This window comes from Streptococcus chenjunshii, assembly GCF_003086355.1.
In the GTDB taxonomy this organism is placed as follows: domain Bacteria; phylum Bacillota; class Bacilli; order Lactobacillales; family Streptococcaceae; genus Streptococcus; species Streptococcus chenjunshii.
The window spans coordinates 1,062,669-1,079,148 of sequence record NZ_CP031733.1 but is presented as its reverse complement, the minus strand read 5'-3'; the positions used below and the strand labels follow the sequence as shown (position 1 = coordinate 1,079,148).

Genomic DNA, 16,480 nt, shown 5'->3' with positions numbered 1-16,480 from the left:
TCTGTTCCTGCACAAAGCTATTATCTAATAATAATTCTTAACATTTTTTTATTTATTAAAAATATAAGGTAAGAGATATAATACTTTAATCCGGTTTTATAGCCTTTATAAAGAAACAACCGCTTCTTTTGCCTCAATAATTGAAAAATCATTTCCTCATTAGCCGCAATATCCTCTCTACTTCCTTTTCGGTACAACTGACCTACCAACCATAACAAACTGCGTACATAATCCAACTCAAGTATCTCAGATTGAAACTTAGGTAATACCCCGTTAGTTCTCATGAAATCAAAAGCTTGAATAACAGTCTTCTTCTTATCAGACCAAGTGGCGTTCATAGCACTATTATCTTCAATTTGATAATGGTACAGCTGAGCACTTGATATTGAAGCTGCTCTTATAAAGTGCCAATAATGAGTATTAAATTCTAAATCCTCCATAACAGACACTTCTTTTCTGAAAAAAAGAACATGTTGTTGAATAATATCAAAGCGGTACAGTTTATTACAAACATACCCTTTAACTTGAACATCTCGAAACATTCTCTCAAAATAAGCCGATGAGGATAGGGTATCTTGTGTAATTAATTTTTTATTACTCTGTTTATCAGTACTTTTTAAAACGCCCACTACGGATAGGTCAACATCATCCGTCATTCCCTTAATCAAAGTGGAAAAAAACTGTGGGTCTACCCAATCATCAGGATCAACAAAAGCTATATACTCTCTTGTTGCTAGCTGAAGACCTGCATTTCTGGCCGCTGATACACCTTGATTTTTCTGAGTTTTGATAATGATAGTCATATCAGGCTGATTCTTTTTTATGCTTTTCAAAAGTTTAAGTGTATTATCTGTTGAACCATCATCAATAAATATAAGTTCTAAATCTTGATAGGTTTGTTTTTTCAAACTTTCAAAACATCTATTTAAAGTTAATTCAGCATTATAACAAGGAATAATGACACTAATCATAGATTACTCCTTACTATAATTTTTATATTCTATTAAATGTGACGGAACTTGTTTTTCCTTTGGAGGATATTTAACTATGTTCCCGTACTGTGTATGAAGATAATACTCTATATCTTTTGGAGCAGGATACTCCCCTTTACCAAATTTAACCTTTTGCAACGGGAAAACCCTATTTTTTTCCAAAAAATAATGCTTATTATCTTTCGTGCAGCATCGATAATCTAAACGCATATATTTCGCTTTGGAATCAATGCAGTGGGACTTTTCAAGACTGCGTCGTCTTATTTTTTCAAAGGGCATAAATTTACAAACATTATAAAACATACGGCTATATAATTGAGTATACAATCGTATTTTATGAAGTATGCTTGATTTTTGGTAAGATGAGATATTAGTATCGTCATAAACAAACAGATCTATGAACACTCCTTGATATTCATTAGATTCCGAAGACCAATAACGGCCATCATTGATGTAAGAATATTTATCTCGCAATTTATGAAATTTAACACTATTAAAACCACTATCATTACCATAAGTTTGAAGAAGCATCTTATCCCACTGTGGCTTCATAGATTCCAATTTATTCCAGTTTTGTCTTGTCATAGCTAAATCTAAATCATCGTCCCAAGGAATGATTTCTTGATGAAAATAGGCTCCAATCAGAGAACCTCCCTCAAGCCAATACTCAATTCCATTTTGAGAGCAAAAATTATCGAAGTCAGCCAACATCCTATAGTGAATGGCATTTATTTCTTTTTTCTTCTCCCAAAATAGATCAACCTGCACTCTAGACTGAATTTTTTCCTGTCTTCTTTTTAAAAATTTATTAATCATATTTTTTATACTTTTAATATCAAATTTGAAATAATTCCAGCATTGCTAACAAGAATGGCAATGCTAATTTTTGTGAACTACTACCTAGTTTCCTTTTGTTTTACATTCCTAAAAGTTTTTCCGTCTTTTAGTTTGATGCCAGTTTTTAGTAAAATCTGCCAGCAGTAAAATAGAAAAGACATTGTAATAAGGTTCAATCAAGTGATGGGCTACCATGCTGTTTACTGCAACAGCGAGCAACACCGCCAGCGTATAATAGTCCTTACTGTTTACACTTTGAATGGATCGGATAGTCGTTAAAATAATGAAAAGAATAATAAAGACTGCACCATACAGTAGCATAACTTTCAAAAAAGAGCTGTCCACAAAATTATAATTTGAGACAGAATCTGTACTGCCGCCATTGCCGATAAACTCTATAACCTGGCCAAAAGGTTTAATTCCATACAAATCAAGCGCTCTTTTTCCTAAAGACAGCCGTCCAGACAGTTGAGCATTTACTTTGGCATAAAAAGGCTGTCTGGGATTAAAATGAACGGTCAAATAATAAGAAAGGTAGGCGGCAGCAACGGTTGCCAAAGCAGACCAAGACATCAGTTTGTGATAAAGGCGATTTTTGGGCAAATAATAAATCAGTACAAAGATAAAACCCGTAATTAAAACGGTTAAAGCATCCAGACGTGCATCAGAGAAGCGAATAAGAAACCAAGCTGTAAAAAGCCCGACACCCGCTAACAGCCACGGCCTTTTCCACAAGAAAAGATAAGCTGAAAAAAGATAGAGATAGAAAACATGGGCAGCAAAATCGGTTGGATAAATAATGCCAAACGAATTACGAACAATACCTGTGTCTGGTCTGATATACTGCAAATTTGGAATAAGTCCTAATAAGGAGGAAATAAAGGTCAGCAGCATAATAGAACCAATAATAATCAGATATACCGTTATGATTTTTCGCACATCAATTTTATAGGCCCCCATCAAAAAAATGGCTAAAACTAAAACACCGGTATCACTTGTGGCATGCCAAACCAGGACTCCTGTTATGGAAAAAAGGGCAGCTACAAGCAAAAAATAAACAGACCAGGTCTTCTTAAAAAACACACTGATTATTGCAAAAATTAGGACAGCCTTCGCTATAGTATGCAAAAAATAAGGTATTGAAAACATTGTTGTCCCAAACATTTCAATAACTAGGTATGGGATCAAAGACATAAAAAACAAAAGCTCATGTGTCTTTAGAACTCCCAGACGTGTCTGTGTTTCAATCATCTAACTCTTCCCCCAAGATATAAAGGCTGTAAAATGCAATAAAGCAACTGGCGGTAAGTCCGAAATCTGTGATTTCGCAGACGCACCCCTGCCAAGATGACTAGAAAAGTTCACAAAGTATTACTCTCAAAGCCTTTTTGATAAGTGGTACAAGACGCAGTGGCCTAGTGGCATTTTATTTGCTTTTTAAGCTTAAAAATACCTACTTGGCCTTGCGGAGGGAGAGACGACGAGCGCTCTCGGAAAAACGTTCTGTCTCGCTCCTAGTCGTCTATTAAAGCAACAAGACTTTCAATCTGTTAAGTCCAGCAAGGCCAATGTAAACTGGTATTAGACTGCCAGCAATCACTTTTCCTGCAATATATTAGCTATATGCCCTTAAAAACTCTTTCCGTATTTCTTGCCTAAAAATTTTGCAGCTAAGAAGGCACTCCCTTTTTGAAAAATATTGATTTTTTCCATGTATACAAACGGAACCTCCTTAACAGCAAGCTCCCCTTGCTGACTCAGCCAAACATTGAATAAGCGCTCACTGACACGGCCGAACAGCCGAGCATCAAAACTTGAGTATCCAGTAAGATCAAGACGTTTATAAAGTTCGTCAAGAAGGGTAAACAACCATTCGCAATATGCATCGGCTAAGTCCTTTTTCATGATAAACATATTGAACATATAGCCGCTTCTTTGTTTCATTACACTATCAAACGTCTTAAGATAATCTGGATATAATGCTGCCAATATTTCTCTTGTCAGCTCTAAATGTTTGGCATCATGTGTGTGTGCATAATGTGAATATAAGGTTTCAATATAATACTTTCGCTTTTTGGGTACAAGAACATCTGCTTCCTTAAGAAGCTTTTCTATATCTGCCTGCGAAAGAATAATGTCATCAATTTTTATTTCTTCCCGATAGGACTGTCTTTTTTTGGCAAAGTAACGCCGATAGTGAACAAGCCCTAAATACTCACAACTGAGATTTTTCCAAGCCCAGTAAAGTCCTGTTAACTCAGAGTAATACGGATTCAAGCGTGAAATATTATCGCCCGTATTATCCCCAGTATAGCCTAAGTCTTTTTTACCTTCCCTGCCAACATGCAAAGGAAGGTAAAGTTCAGTATCTGCCGGCATCTGAAATTGTTTATGGGTGGCGACAAGAATTTTTATCTGCTTCACAGGCTTCCTCTCTACTTCACTTCGTTTTTTACACACTGTAAGGCAGCTGCAATGACCTGATGCATATCATAGTAGCGATACTGCCCCAGACGGCCGCCAAAAATAATCTGATCCTCTTTGTCTGCCAACGCTTTATACGCTTTATACAGACGGTTATTTTGCTCATTATTGACAGGATAGTAAGGCTCGTCACCCCTATGCCATGTTCGGGAATATTCTTTGGTGATCAGTGTTTTTTTCTGAGTGCCAAATTCAAAATGTTTGTGCTCAATAATTCGGGTAAAGGGTTTCTCGCTGTCAGTATAGTTAACAACTGCATTACCTTGGTAATTAGCCGTATCCAGAAGTTCCGTTTCAAAATGCAGACTTCGATATTCAAGTTCACCCAGCTGATAGCCAAAAAACTGGTCAATCATGCCTGTAAATACAATTTTAGAAAATTCTGTCAAATATTGCCTTTTATTAGCAAAGAAATCAACACTAACTTCGACATCAATGCTGTCATGATTCAGCATTTTTTCAATAATCTGTGTGTAGCCCCCGATAGGAATTCCCTGATAGGTATCATTAAAATAATTATTGTCATAGGTCAGACGGACAGGCAGGCGTCGAATGATAAAGGCAGGCAGTTCTCGGCAGGGTTTCCCCCACTGCTTTTCTGTATAATCTTTAATCAGCTTTTCATAGATATCGGTTCCGACAAGAGAAATGGCCTGCTCCTCCAGATTCTCCGGCTTTTTGCCGCCAAGCACTGCTCGCTGCTCTTCAATTTTTGCCGCAGCCTGTTCCGGTGTCACCGTCCCCCATAGTTTATTGAAGGTATTCATATTAAAAGGGAGATTGTAAATTTCCCCTTTGTAGTTAGCAATCGGTGAGTTAGTATAACGGTTGAATTCCGCAAATTGGCTGATATACTCCCAAATGGCTTTATCTGATGTATGAAAGATATGGGCGCCATATTTATGAACTTGAATCCCTTCGGTTTCTTCGGTGTAAATATTTCCGCCAATATGGCTGCGTTTTTCAATCACCTTAATCCTTTTTCCTTTGAGAGCTGCTTCATGAGCAAAAACAGCACCAAAGAGGCCTGAACCGACAACTAAATAATCATAACCTGACATTTAAGCCTCCTATTTAAACCGTACCAAAAATGATTGGAGGGTATCTAATGTAAACTTTTCTTTTGTGATAAGTAAAAATATGCCATAAACAGCAAAAAAGACGATAGCTGTAGCAGCCAGAGTCAAGAAAGTCCCGACAATTAAAACGTCTTTCAAAAGCAGGGTTGCACAAACAGCCGCAAAGGTACTGAGCATAACCTTCCAAAGACTGATTCGCTTCAGCATAGGCATAATTAAATCACGCAAGAAGTACAATTGGACCAAAACAACAGTTAATTCAGCAACACTGCCAGCAAAGGCTGCTCCCGAAGCTCCGAATAAAGGAATCACAATAATATTAATCAAAACATCAACTGCTGCTCCGATGACCGTAGATACAACCACCAAAGTTTCCTTTTGCATGGGGACCAAAATTTGGATGCCCATTAAATTAGAGATACCGATAAAAATAACAGTCGGCATAATTAACTGCATTGGAAGAACAGCCGGCAGAAAATTTTCGCCTGACAGAAAGAGAATACTTTCTGTAGCATCAATGATAAAGAACAGCGTTAAGGGGATAGCCAGAACAAAAACAAAACGAAGCGCTTTTTCAACAAGTGCTCTAAATTCATCATGACGAGCCTGCTCATGGTAAAACGATAAGCGGGGCAGCAAAACTGTTCCAAGTGATGTGACAATACTGACAAGAATCTGTTTAATCTTCACAGCCGCAGTATAGTAGCCGACTTGCCGGTCACCTTTAATAAAACCGAGCAGGGTCGTATCAACATTGAGATAAATTGTAGTCGATACGGTCAAAAGGAAGAAGGTCAGACAGGGTTTTATATGCTGCATCAAGTTTAAATGTTTGACAGGCCTGAGGTCAATCAGGTTTTTTAGATTTAAAAAATTCATCAGGTTGGAACCAACCCCTGCAACAACAGTTATAGCGCCGTATATAACATAATCTTCTTTGTTTTTTACCAGAAGCAGTAATAAAATCAGCGATAAAAATTTAAAAGCAATAGAACGAATGGTAATATAGGAATACTTTTCCAGCGCTTTGTAGAGCCATTCCACCCCCAAAACATTAAAGATTAAGGTAGACGACATAATCACGTAAAGCATCTTTTCCTGAGCGAGTTTAGGCACCAGTAAAACAGAAACCGCTAAACCCAATAATGCTGCTGCCATCACAATAGTATTGAGCAGGAAAATCTCTTGGACCGTTTTAGTCAGTTTTTCTTCATCATCTCTGATTTTGGCACAGGCTCTGATACCATAAGTAGGAATTCCCATCATTCCCACCATAGTGAAATAAGTAATAATTGAGGTTGCAAATGACACCGTTCCAACTCCCTGAGCTTGTAAAACTCTGGAAGCGTAGGGAAAGGTAATTAAGGGAAAAATAAAATTTGACATAGTCAGAATAAAATTCATGACGAAATTAAATCTGACAGAATGATAACGGTTCACTTTATGCAATACTCCATCTGCGGACATCTTTTTGATTAATACTGAGGGGCAGATTTCTTACTAATGAGCTCCCTCGCCTGTAAAAACTTTTTTTATGGTTAAAAAGAAAATTTTTAAATCAAGTTTAAAAGAAAAATTTCTGACATAGTATAATTCCAGCTGACAGCGTTCAGGATATAGAACTTCACTTCTTCCAGAGACCTGCCACCAACCTGTAGCGCCCGGTTTAATCGATAACAGCTCTTTTTGCTCACTGACTGTATACTCTTTTAACTCAGATGCCAAAATAGGACGCGGACCTATAAAACTCATATCCCCTTTAATCAGATTAATAAACTGCGGCAGTTCATCAATACTGGTTTTTCTAATAAAATAGCCGATTCGGGTCAGCCGCGGATCTTCCTCCGGCAATAATTTATAGCTGTTATGGAGGTATTGCTGGTAAAGGTTGGGGTTCGATTGCAGGACCTCTTCGGCATTAACTACCATAGAGCGAAATTTTATAATTCTAAAGGTCGTGCCTTTCTTTCCCATTCTTTCCTGAGTAAAAAAGATTCCGCCTTTATCTCTGCCAAACAGATAAAAAATAAAGATAATTACTGAAACCGGAAGCAGGAGGAAAACAGCGCCTAACAGCCCGATTATTAGATCAAGCAGACGTTTGACGCATAAATAAAACTGTTTTGTCTCCTGAATCTCATTTTCAGTCAATTCATTATCCCCCTATTCTCTATTTTCATAAATCCGCCGTCCCAAAATCCGGCATTATCGTCTTTTCCTATATCTTTTGCCGCACACACGCCCTATAAGTTTAACTGCTCAATGCATTTTAAATACTGTTGCTGCGGTCTTTTAAGCATATACAGCGTTCTAAAACTGTTACCAGATGTAAACGAAGTCCGCCTAGCTAACACCTGCCTAATTACAGGCAAGGAAAAAAGCTTGATAAGTTAGCATATGTTGGCTTATTGCTTAGTTATTTATTTTTCAGCTGTCTGCTTTTTTACCTGTCTCCCCTGAATTTTGTATGGATTGGAATTCTCTGGAATATCAGCTTTGTTTAAAATAACACCAAGAAATTCTGCACCGCTCTGCTGCATCTGACTTTTTGCCTTTTGCAAGAAACGGCGTTTAGTAGCACCTGCTTCTGCAACAAGGATACTGGCATCGGCATTTCGAGCAATTATAGCAGCATCAAGCTTCAGACCTATAGAAGGTGTATCCATGATAACATAATCATATAAATCACGCACTGTTTTTATCATTTGACTGAAATCTGCATTTTGCAGCAAATTAACCTGAGCAGCCTCCTTGCTTCCTGCCGGAGCAACCATTAAATGCTCAATGTCTGTTTCATAGATAACATCTGATAATTCAGCCTGTCCTGCAAGAAAATCCGCCAGACCTTGGCAGTCCTCCGAAGATGTAAAGGCACCAGAAAAATCGTCTCCACCTGTATCAGCATCAAGCAAAAGAGTCCGAAAACCTGCTCTTGCAAAGGCTGAGGCCAAATTAACGGCAACGGTAGTTTTACCTTCACCAGTCTGAACTGAAGTGATAACAATCGTCTTGCAGTCAGGCCCCTTAAACTGAATTGTTGTCCGAACTGTATTATAGTAATCCTGAGTAAGCCGAGCGACTTCCGGCTGGACCTGTACTAACTCTAATTGTGACATCTCACTCTCCTTATAATTAAGATACAAAGGCCGTGAAGAAATCCGTAGGAAAAGGCGGCAAGTCCGAAATCTTCGATTTCGCAGACGCACCCCTGCCAAGATGGCTAGAAAGCTGAGGTCGGCTGTTAAGACGACAAAGCTTTCAGACATCTACGGCTAGGGTTGTTCTGGATTGACACCGCATCACGCTGGCAGCCATACTCACAGAAGCAGCCATACTCGTATATCAGCCTGCGGCTTCCTACGATTGCGTCTCTTTTCCACTAGGATTTTAGGCCGTATTCAGTTACATTTTTTCTGTATTTGGAATAACACCAAGCAAAGGAAGCCCTAAAATCTCCTCGATATCATCAGGATCTTTAACACGGTCATTCACCAGTTCAAGCAGAAGGACACCAACAATTGCCAGAAAAGCACCCGCTGCTCCTCCCAAGACAAGATTGCGTTTGACACTCGGAGAAGAAGGTCTTGCAGGCTCTTCTGCTTCTTCAAGGACTGTAATATCTTCGATTTTAGTGACCGTTTTGATTTTTTCGGTTGCCGATTGGCGAACTGCATTTGCTAAACCAGCAGCTTCTTTAGCGTTGTGCCCTTCAACCGAAATGGATATGACCCGTGTATCAGAAGGCACTGAGACCAATACCATACCAGACAGTTCTCCCGGGCTCAGCGACGCATCCTCTTTTTCAATAGCATCGGCTAAAACATCACGCGAAACAATAATCTCCTTGTAATCATTAACAAGGTAGCCAACCGCCTGAAGATCCTCCGGTGTCAAGTTATCACTGCTTTGGTTAACAATATAGAATCTTGTTGTAGCGGTGTAGGTCGGCTTTATCAAGAATAGAGTTCCCAAGAAAGCAAGCGCTGCACAAAAGAGTGTCACAAAAATGATAAGAAATTTTTTGTTCCAAAGTTTTTTGATAAGGTAAAAGATATTAATCTCAAAACCAGTATTTCCGTTATTATTCATTTTTTCTCCTAATTAAAGCTAAAATAAGGCGGTTTTGCTAAATTATTTGACAGTCCAAGAAAAGGATAAAGCAGTTATATATACAGTGAAAGCAGACAACAGCCAGAGCCTCACAGCAACATGGCCTTAAGTTGATTATTCACCTGAAATGACGTCTTTAATGGCTTCTGATGCTTTATCAACACTGGACTGATCCAGTTCTAACATATAGAGACTTGCCGATGGCATGGCATAAGAAGTCAGCTGACCTGTTGAACCGGTTCCAGTGACTTCCTGCTGGCTTACTGTAAAGCGGCTTCCGGAATCCAGCTGGCTGTTAGCCAAATTCATCATCGTATCCAAAGACATATTTGTCTGAACAGAATCCTGCAAACTGGTAATAACAGCCGAATAACCAGACAGAGAATTTAAAGCTGTCAGTTTATTTAAAATAGCTGAAACGACTTTCATTTGATTCTTGCCTCGATCATTATCGCCGCCATCGAGTCCGTACCGTTCCCGAACAAAGGCCAGTGCTTTTTTTGAATCTAAGGTAACGTTTCCTTCTTCAAAAGTATATTCGCTGTCAGTGTGGCTTGTAAAGGCTTGGTCATTGTACACCGTAATACCGCCTACAGCATCCACAAGGTTCATAAACGTTGTGAAATTAATCCGGGCATAATAGTCAATATCAATCCCATACAGATTTTCAAGGGTCTGCATTGACGTTTCAACTCCGTAAATACCAGCATGAGTTAATTTGTCATACTGATTTGCGCCGCCATTAGGAATTTGCACATAAGCATCTCGAGGTGTAGTAGTCATTAAAATTTGATGGGTCTTCATATTAACCGTCAAAATAATATTCACATCTGAACGAGAAACAGTTGAAATAGAACCATAAGTATCAATACCGCTGATATAAATATTAAAAACATCAGAATCCGCTGATTTAGCGCGGTCATCTTTTAGCTTTGTTTTAATGGTGTAGCTGTAGATTTCTTTAACATTTGCCTGATAATTGTCATCAGTCAGTTCCAGCAAACTGGAGTAACTGCTGTTCATTACCATTGCCTGACTGCTGCCATCGCGCAAATGTTCATAAGCTTCCGGATAAGAAGCAACGTTGACAGTTTGCAAATCTAGTCCTTTTTCCGCTTTAATCTGCGCCAGCAAAGCTGCTATATTTGAGCCGTCACTTTCAGCCGGGGCTTCAAGCTCATTGAGCTCTCCCACATCTGTTACACCACTTTCAGCCGGAACAAGAACACTCATTTTGATTTCCGAATAAGAAGCTGAGTCATTCAAGTTTCCTGCCACATCAATTGCAGACTTAAATCCATAAAGAATCCCTGCTGATAAAAGCGAAAACAGCACCAAACCCAAACTAGTCAATAACTTTCCTTTTTTCAAAACAGCCAGCGCTAAACCAGCCAGTAAAACAAGCAGTAAACCTGCTGTTAAAATGATATTTATATGGCGAAAAGCAAGAAAATTATGAGAAAACATGGTAAAAATAACCATGCCGGAAAGCAAGGTGTAAAGTGCCAATAAAATAAAATTAATAACAGTCCATATACTGTTACTAGGCTTAGAAACTTTTCTTTTACCTGAACGTGATGCCATCAACTTTTCTCCTGCTTTTTCAAAAATCATCTATCTTATATAGTGTACCATTATTTTTATGTCTTTACAACTTTTTCCGAAAGGCAAAAACACCTGCAATAAGGGATTTCATTGGATGATTGCCAAAAACAGAGTACCATTAAAAACAGCCACCTCTCCTTGCTGGCATTTCACGGCAATATTTATCATCAGTCCCTCAAAGGATACAGCAGAATCGTTTCTTTTGACAATTCTGGATCTTTCAGCTCCTTTGCTTGCCCGATAAACCTTTTTAGGCTAAAATAAAGTTATGCGCATTCAACAGTTACATTACATTATCAAAATCGTGGAAACAGGCAGTATGAATGAAGCTGCCAAACAGCTTTTTATTACTCAGCCCAGTCTGTCCAACGCTGTCAGGGATCTGGAGCGAGAAATGGGAATTGAAATCTTTATCCGCAATCCTAAAGGCATTACTTTGACAAAAGACGGTGTTGAATTTCTTTCTTATGCCCGTCAGGTTGTTGAACAGACTGCTCTTTTGGAAGAACGTTATAAAAACAAAGAGGCCTCTCGTGAACTTTTCAGCGTTTCTGCTCAGCACTATGCTTTTGTAGTCAACGCTTTTGTCTCTTTGCTTAAGGGAACCGATATGACACAGTATGAACTCTTTCTGAGAGAGACCAGAACGTGGGAGATTATCGATGATGTCAAAAATTTCCGCTCAGAAATCGGTGTCCTTTTTTTAACTAATTACAACCGGGATGTGCTGACTAAACTGTTAGACGACAGCCATCTGCAGTACACAACACTTTTTAAAGCCCGTCCTCACATTTTTGTCAGCAAAACCAACCCTCTGGCCGGCAGAGAAAAAGTAACTATTGAAGATTTGGAAGATTTTCCCTACCTCAGCTATGATCAGGGAATCCATAACTCTTTTTATTATTCCGAAGAGATTATGTCGCAGATTCCCCACTCAAAGTCTATTGTTGTCAGTGACCGGGCAACTCTCTTTAATCTCCTGATCGGCCTTGATGGCTATACCGTAGCCACCGGTATTCTAAATAGCAATTTAAACGGCGATAATATTCTTTCCATCCCGCTGGATGTGGACGATGAAATTGAAATTATTTATATAAAACACGAAAAAGCTAACTTATCCAAAATGGGTGAAAAATTTATTGACTATCTTTTAGAAGAGGTCAAATTCGACGATATTTCGCGAGAAGATGAATAAATAAAAAACTAAACACTTCATTCATGATCGATGCATTTGTGTTTAGTTTTTTTATATAACATTTTCATCATTTCCCATAACATCATTCTGGATAATGATTACAGTTTTCACAATAAAAAATATTAGTTGCTGTCTGCAAGCAATGTCTCTAAACCGACTGTCATCATGTCAGTAAAGGTTGTCTGACGCTCTTGTGCTGTTGTATCTTCCTCAGGATGGACAAGGCTGTCAGAAATGGTCATAAGGGCCAAGGCCTGAACATGATACTTAGCAGCCAAATAGTAGAGAGCAGCTGCTTCCATTTCAATTGCCTTCACTCCATACTCACCCAACTGCATATTGCGCTCAGGCATACTTGAATAAAAAACATCTGATGACAAAACAGTTCCGACATGACTGGTAAGGCCTAAACTTTTGGCAATATGATAAGCTTTATCCAAGAGTTTAAAATCAGCAATCTGCGGGAAATCATACTCAGGCCAATCGTTGCTTATTATCCGAGAATTAGTTGCAGCGGCCTGAGCCAAAACTAACTCCCGAACATGAACATTCGGATCAATCGAACCTGCTGTCCCTACACGAATAAGTTTTTTCACTCCATAGTCACGAATGAGCTCATTAACATAAATAGAAATAGAAGGCATTCCCATACCTGTTCCCATAACCGATATCCGCTGTCCTTTATAAGTTCCTGTATAACCTAACATACCGCGGACATTATTGAAACATTCTGCTCCTTCTAAAAAATTTTCGGCAATAAATTTAGCACGCAAAGGGTCACCGGGAAGAAGGATTTTATCGGCAATCTCTCCTGCTTTGGCTTCAATATGAACTGACATCTTCTCCTCCTATAATTCTATCAGAATAGTTTTAACTAATTTTTTAAAATCTTCCTTAATCCGTTCGGTCACTGCAACAACTTCTTCATGGCTAAGCTCAGACTGAAAGCCGGCCGCAAAATTAGTAATGGCAGAAATCCCCAACACCTTCAAGCCGGAATGGGCTGCAACAATCACTTCTGGTACAGTTGACATACCAACCGCTCCCGCTCCTAAGGTTTTAAAGGCTAAGATTTCGGCTGGTGTTTCGTAAGAAGGCCCCGTCACGCCAAGGTAAATTCCTTCTGCCAAATCTATCCCAAGCTTTTCAGCTGCAGCTTGGGCTTTCTGACGATAAGTTTTTGTATAAGCATTGGACATATCCGGAAAGCGCGGACCAAACTCATCAAGATTTTCACCAATCAATGGGTTTTGGCCAGTCATATTGATGTGATCGGTAATCAGCATCAAAGTCCCCGGACCATAGCCAATACCGCCAGCAGCATTAGTCACTACTATCCCTTTACAGCCGAGAGCTTTCATGATACGAACCGGAAAAGTCACCAGTTCCAAACTGTTGCCTTCATAAAAATGAAAACGTCCCTGCAAGGCTAAAACTTTGCGGCCAGACAAGCTGCCATAAACTAACTTCCCCGCATGTCCTGGAACAGTTGACTGACCCCAGTTGGGAATATCAGCATAGTTAAGCACAACTTCCTGCTCCACTTCTTCTGCCAAGCTCCCTAAACCAGATCCAAGAATCAAACCTAACTCAGGCTGCAGTATTCCTTTAGATTCCAGAAAAGCCTGTGTCTCTTTAATCTTTACCAATAACGACATAACTCCTCCATTAAGATACAAAGGGCGTATAAAAATCCGTATGAAAATAGGGGATGACAAGTGATGCTTGCATCACGACGACAGCCATCTTTTTCACTAGGATTTTAGCCCGTGTTCAGTTCATTAAGATACAAAGGGCGTTTTAAAGAGCAAAGCAAAAATAGAAGGCTGGACGAAGAATCGCAAGGTTCTAGGACAGACTGTACTCACAGAGCAGCCACACTCGTACGTCAGCTTGCGTTTCCTACGATTGCGTCTCTTTTTTGCACAGCTCTTAGGCCGTGTTCAGTTCACCAAGGTACAAAGGCCGTTAAGAACGGAAAAGACGGAAATAAGCTACAGTTTATAAAACATTTTGCAGATAAAGTATGCCACAATCGTAACAACTTCAAGCGATATGTCAGTTTTCCCAGCATTTTGTGCTCTTATAGTGCCTAATGATTATTGTATTCAGCAGCAACTGCTTGATACCTTATCTTATAACATTATAGCAAATAATCTAAGAATGATTCTCCAATCATCGCTTTTTCCACGCCGAAATTATCAGCAACTGTAGCTGAAATATCAGCAAAATGGCCAACTGGAAGTACTCCACTTCCCGTCAGAGACGGACTATAAGCCAGCAGCGGAACATATTCACGCGTATGATCGGTTCCTGCATATGTTGGATCATTGCCATGATCAGCAGTGATGAGAAGCAGATCATCTTCTTGCATCTGAGCAGTAATTTCAGGCAGGCGCTGATCAAATTCCTGCAAGCAATCACGATATCCTTCCGGATCACGCCGGTGACCGTAAACAGCATCAAAGTCAACAAGATTGGTGAAAGAAAAACCTTCAGCGAACTCATCCAAGGCCATTGTTTTTAACAATGTATCAACACCGTGGCTGTTTGATTTATTATGTCCCATATCATGAGTAATACCAGAACCATTGAAAATATCATTGATTTTTCCAATACCGTAAGTCGCAATGCCAGCATCTGCTAAACGGTTAAGAACAGTCGGTGCAAAAGGTGAGACAGCATAGTCCCTGCGATTGGACGTGCGGACAAAATTGACGGGTGTTCCAAGATAGGGACGTGCGATAATACGGCCTAACAGAGCAGGACGTTCAAGAGTAATTGAGCGCGCATATTCGCAAATCTTATAAAGTTCTTCTAAGGGGATAACCTCTTCATGAGCAGCAATTTGCAGCACCGGATCAGCAGATGTATAAATAATAAGCTCACCCGTTTTCATCTGCCGTTCTCCAAAGTCGGCAATGACCTGCGTCCCTGAATAAGGCTTATTGGCTTCACGGATAACTTTTCGTCCCGAGAACTCCTCGATTTTCGTTAATATTTCTTCCGGAAAACCATCCCAGAACGTATCAAAAGGCTCCGTAATATTGAGTCCCATAATTTCCCAATGCCCTGTCATTGTATCTTTACCCAGCGACACTTCTTCCAATTTACCAGCATAACCCAGCGGTTCTCTCTCAGTCGGAACCGTTTTTAATTTGGGGACACGCGGAATATTGCCTAATCCAAGTTTGGCCATATGAGGAACTTCTAATCCTGCGCTTTCGGCAATATGGCCTAGGGTATCTGAATCACTGTCAGGTGTCCCCGCATTAAAAAATTTATCTGAATCCGGTGCTGCGCCGATACCTACAGAGTCTAACACAATAAGGTGAATACGTTTAAATTTTGTCATTTTACATTTTCTTTCTAATATCTTTTTTAGGAGCATTCAGTTTCTTGATACCTGCTTTATCAGCAACTATCACCTGGTCGACCATACCGTTAAACAGCCCATGTTCAACAACACCGACCGTGCGATCAAGCTCATCAGCCAAGGTCCAAGGATTTTCAATTTTCTGCAAATCTAGGTCGATAATAAAGTTCTGCATATCCGTTACAAAACGTTTTCCCTCCTTGCTGCGAAAAGACGGCCTATAGCCTTTTTTTTGGAAACGGCGAAAAAGACACTCGGCTCCATACTGAACCACTTCAACTGGCAGTTTGAAGGCGCCGAGAGATGTCACAAGCTTGGATTCATCCACAACCCAGATATATTGTTCAGTAAGCGTAGCCACTATTTTTTCCATAAGTAAGGCACCGCCGCCACCTTTAATCCCATTAAAGTCCGAATCAACTTCGTCAGCACCATCAACAGTGAGATCGATTGTTTCAATTTCGTCAATATTTTTTAAAGGGATTCCCAGACTTTCAGCCTGAGCTGTTGTTTGACTGGATGTTGTCACACCAATGACACAAAGCCCTTCCTCCTGTACACGCCGGCCGACCTCTTCAACAAAATAACGAGCTGTCGACCCCGTCCCAAGACCAAGAACCATACCGTCTGAAACATATTGGGCAGCAGCAACCCCTGCTTTCTTCTTAAGTTCCTCCATATTCCTCCTCCATCAAGATACAAAGCCCGTTAAAAAATCCGTATGAAAATAGGGGATGGCAAATGATGCCAAAGCATCACGATGACAGCCATCTTTTTCACTAGGATTTTAGGGCGTGTTCAA

Annotated in this window: 15 protein-coding genes; 1 reads left to right on the top strand and 14 read right to left on the bottom strand. The window is 39.7% G+C overall.

The window, feature by feature from the left end:
• Window positions 1–20: 20 nt before the first annotated feature.
• From DDV21_RS05290 to cpsA, 10 genes are all read right to left on the bottom strand, one after another.
• A complete protein-coding gene (locus tag DDV21_RS05290) occupies window positions 21–971 on the bottom strand; it encodes a glycosyltransferase family 2 protein (protein WP_116877291.1) in 951 nt (316 codons plus the stop codon).
• A 3-nt stretch (window positions 972–974) separates the two neighbouring features.
• Entirely contained in the window at window positions 975–1,808 is an 834-nt protein-coding gene (locus DDV21_RS05285; protein WP_116877292.1) for a LicD family protein, read from the bottom strand.
• Between the two features lie 108 nt (window positions 1,809–1,916).
• Window positions 1,917–3,080, bottom strand: coding sequence for a hypothetical protein (locus tag DDV21_RS05280; protein ID WP_116877293.1), 1,164 nt, complete (start codon window positions 3,078–3,080; stop codon window positions 1,917–1,919).
• Window positions 3,081–3,458: 378 nt separating this feature from the next.
• A complete protein-coding gene (locus tag DDV21_RS05275; RefSeq protein WP_116877294.1) occupies window positions 3,459–4,253 on the bottom strand; it encodes a DUF4422 domain-containing protein in 795 nt (264 codons plus the stop codon).
• 11 nt (window positions 4,254–4,264) lie between these two features.
• The gene (gene glf / locus DDV21_RS05270; RefSeq protein ID WP_116877295.1) at window positions 4,265–5,374 is read right to left on the bottom strand and encodes a UDP-galactopyranose mutase; all 1,110 of its coding nucleotides are present in this window, start codon (window positions 5,372–5,374) and stop codon (window positions 4,265–4,267) included.
• A 9-nt stretch (window positions 5,375–5,383) separates the two neighbouring features.
• Window positions 5,384–6,778 carry a flippase gene (locus DDV21_RS05265; RefSeq protein WP_374936024.1) on the bottom strand — a complete coding sequence of 465 codons (1,395 nt, stop codon included), beginning with the start codon at window positions 6,776–6,778 and terminating at the stop codon, window positions 5,384–5,386.
• Between the two features lie 114 nt (window positions 6,779–6,892).
• On the bottom strand, window positions 6,893–7,543 hold the full coding sequence (locus DDV21_RS05260; protein WP_116877297.1) for a sugar transferase: 651 nt from the start codon (window positions 7,541–7,543) through the stop codon (window positions 6,893–6,895).
• Window positions 7,544–7,812: 269 nt separating this feature from the next.
• A complete protein-coding gene (locus DDV21_RS05255) occupies window positions 7,813–8,508 on the bottom strand; it encodes a polysaccharide biosynthesis tyrosine autokinase (protein ID WP_116877298.1) in 696 nt (231 codons plus the stop codon).
• 286 nt (window positions 8,509–8,794) lie between these two features.
• Window positions 8,795–9,481 carry a Wzz/FepE/Etk N-terminal domain-containing protein gene (locus tag DDV21_RS05250; RefSeq protein WP_116877299.1) on the bottom strand — a complete coding sequence of 229 codons (687 nt, stop codon included), beginning with the start codon at window positions 9,479–9,481 and terminating at the stop codon, window positions 8,795–8,797.
• Between the two features lie 135 nt (window positions 9,482–9,616).
• The gene (gene cpsA / locus DDV21_RS05245; protein ID WP_116877300.1) at window positions 9,617–11,086 is read right to left on the bottom strand and encodes an LCP family glycopolymer transferase CpsA; all 1,470 of its coding nucleotides are present in this window, start codon (window positions 11,084–11,086) and stop codon (window positions 9,617–9,619) included.
• A gap of 289 nt (window positions 11,087–11,375) precedes the next feature.
• Here cpsA and DDV21_RS05240 point away from each other — a divergent pair, with 289 nt between their 5' ends.
• Window positions 11,376–12,302, top strand: a complete 927-nt coding sequence (locus tag DDV21_RS05240) for a LysR family transcriptional regulator (protein WP_116877301.1) — start codon at window positions 11,376–11,378, stop codon at window positions 12,300–12,302.
• A 122-nt stretch (window positions 12,303–12,424) separates the two neighbouring features.
• On the opposite strand, the gene deoD is transcribed toward DDV21_RS05240, so the two are convergent.
• The 4 genes from deoD to rpiA form a co-directional block, all read right to left on the bottom strand.
• On the bottom strand, window positions 12,425–13,141 hold the full coding sequence (gene deoD / locus DDV21_RS05235) for a purine-nucleoside phosphorylase (RefSeq protein WP_116877302.1): 717 nt from the start codon (window positions 13,139–13,141) through the stop codon (window positions 12,425–12,427).
• A 9-nt stretch (window positions 13,142–13,150) separates the two neighbouring features.
• Window positions 13,151–13,960 carry a purine-nucleoside phosphorylase gene (locus DDV21_RS05230; RefSeq protein ID WP_116877303.1) on the bottom strand — a complete coding sequence of 270 codons (810 nt, stop codon included), beginning with the start codon at window positions 13,958–13,960 and terminating at the stop codon, window positions 13,151–13,153.
• Between the two features lie 485 nt (window positions 13,961–14,445).
• On the bottom strand, window positions 14,446–15,657 hold the full coding sequence (locus DDV21_RS05225) for a phosphopentomutase (RefSeq protein ID WP_116877304.1): 1,212 nt from the start codon (window positions 15,655–15,657) through the stop codon (window positions 14,446–14,448).
• A 1-nt stretch (window position 15,658) separates the two neighbouring features.
• On the bottom strand, window positions 15,659–16,357 hold the full coding sequence (gene rpiA, locus DDV21_RS05220; RefSeq protein WP_116877305.1) for a ribose-5-phosphate isomerase RpiA: 699 nt from the start codon (window positions 16,355–16,357) through the stop codon (window positions 15,659–15,661).
• Between the last annotated feature and the right edge of the window lie 123 nt (window positions 16,358–16,480).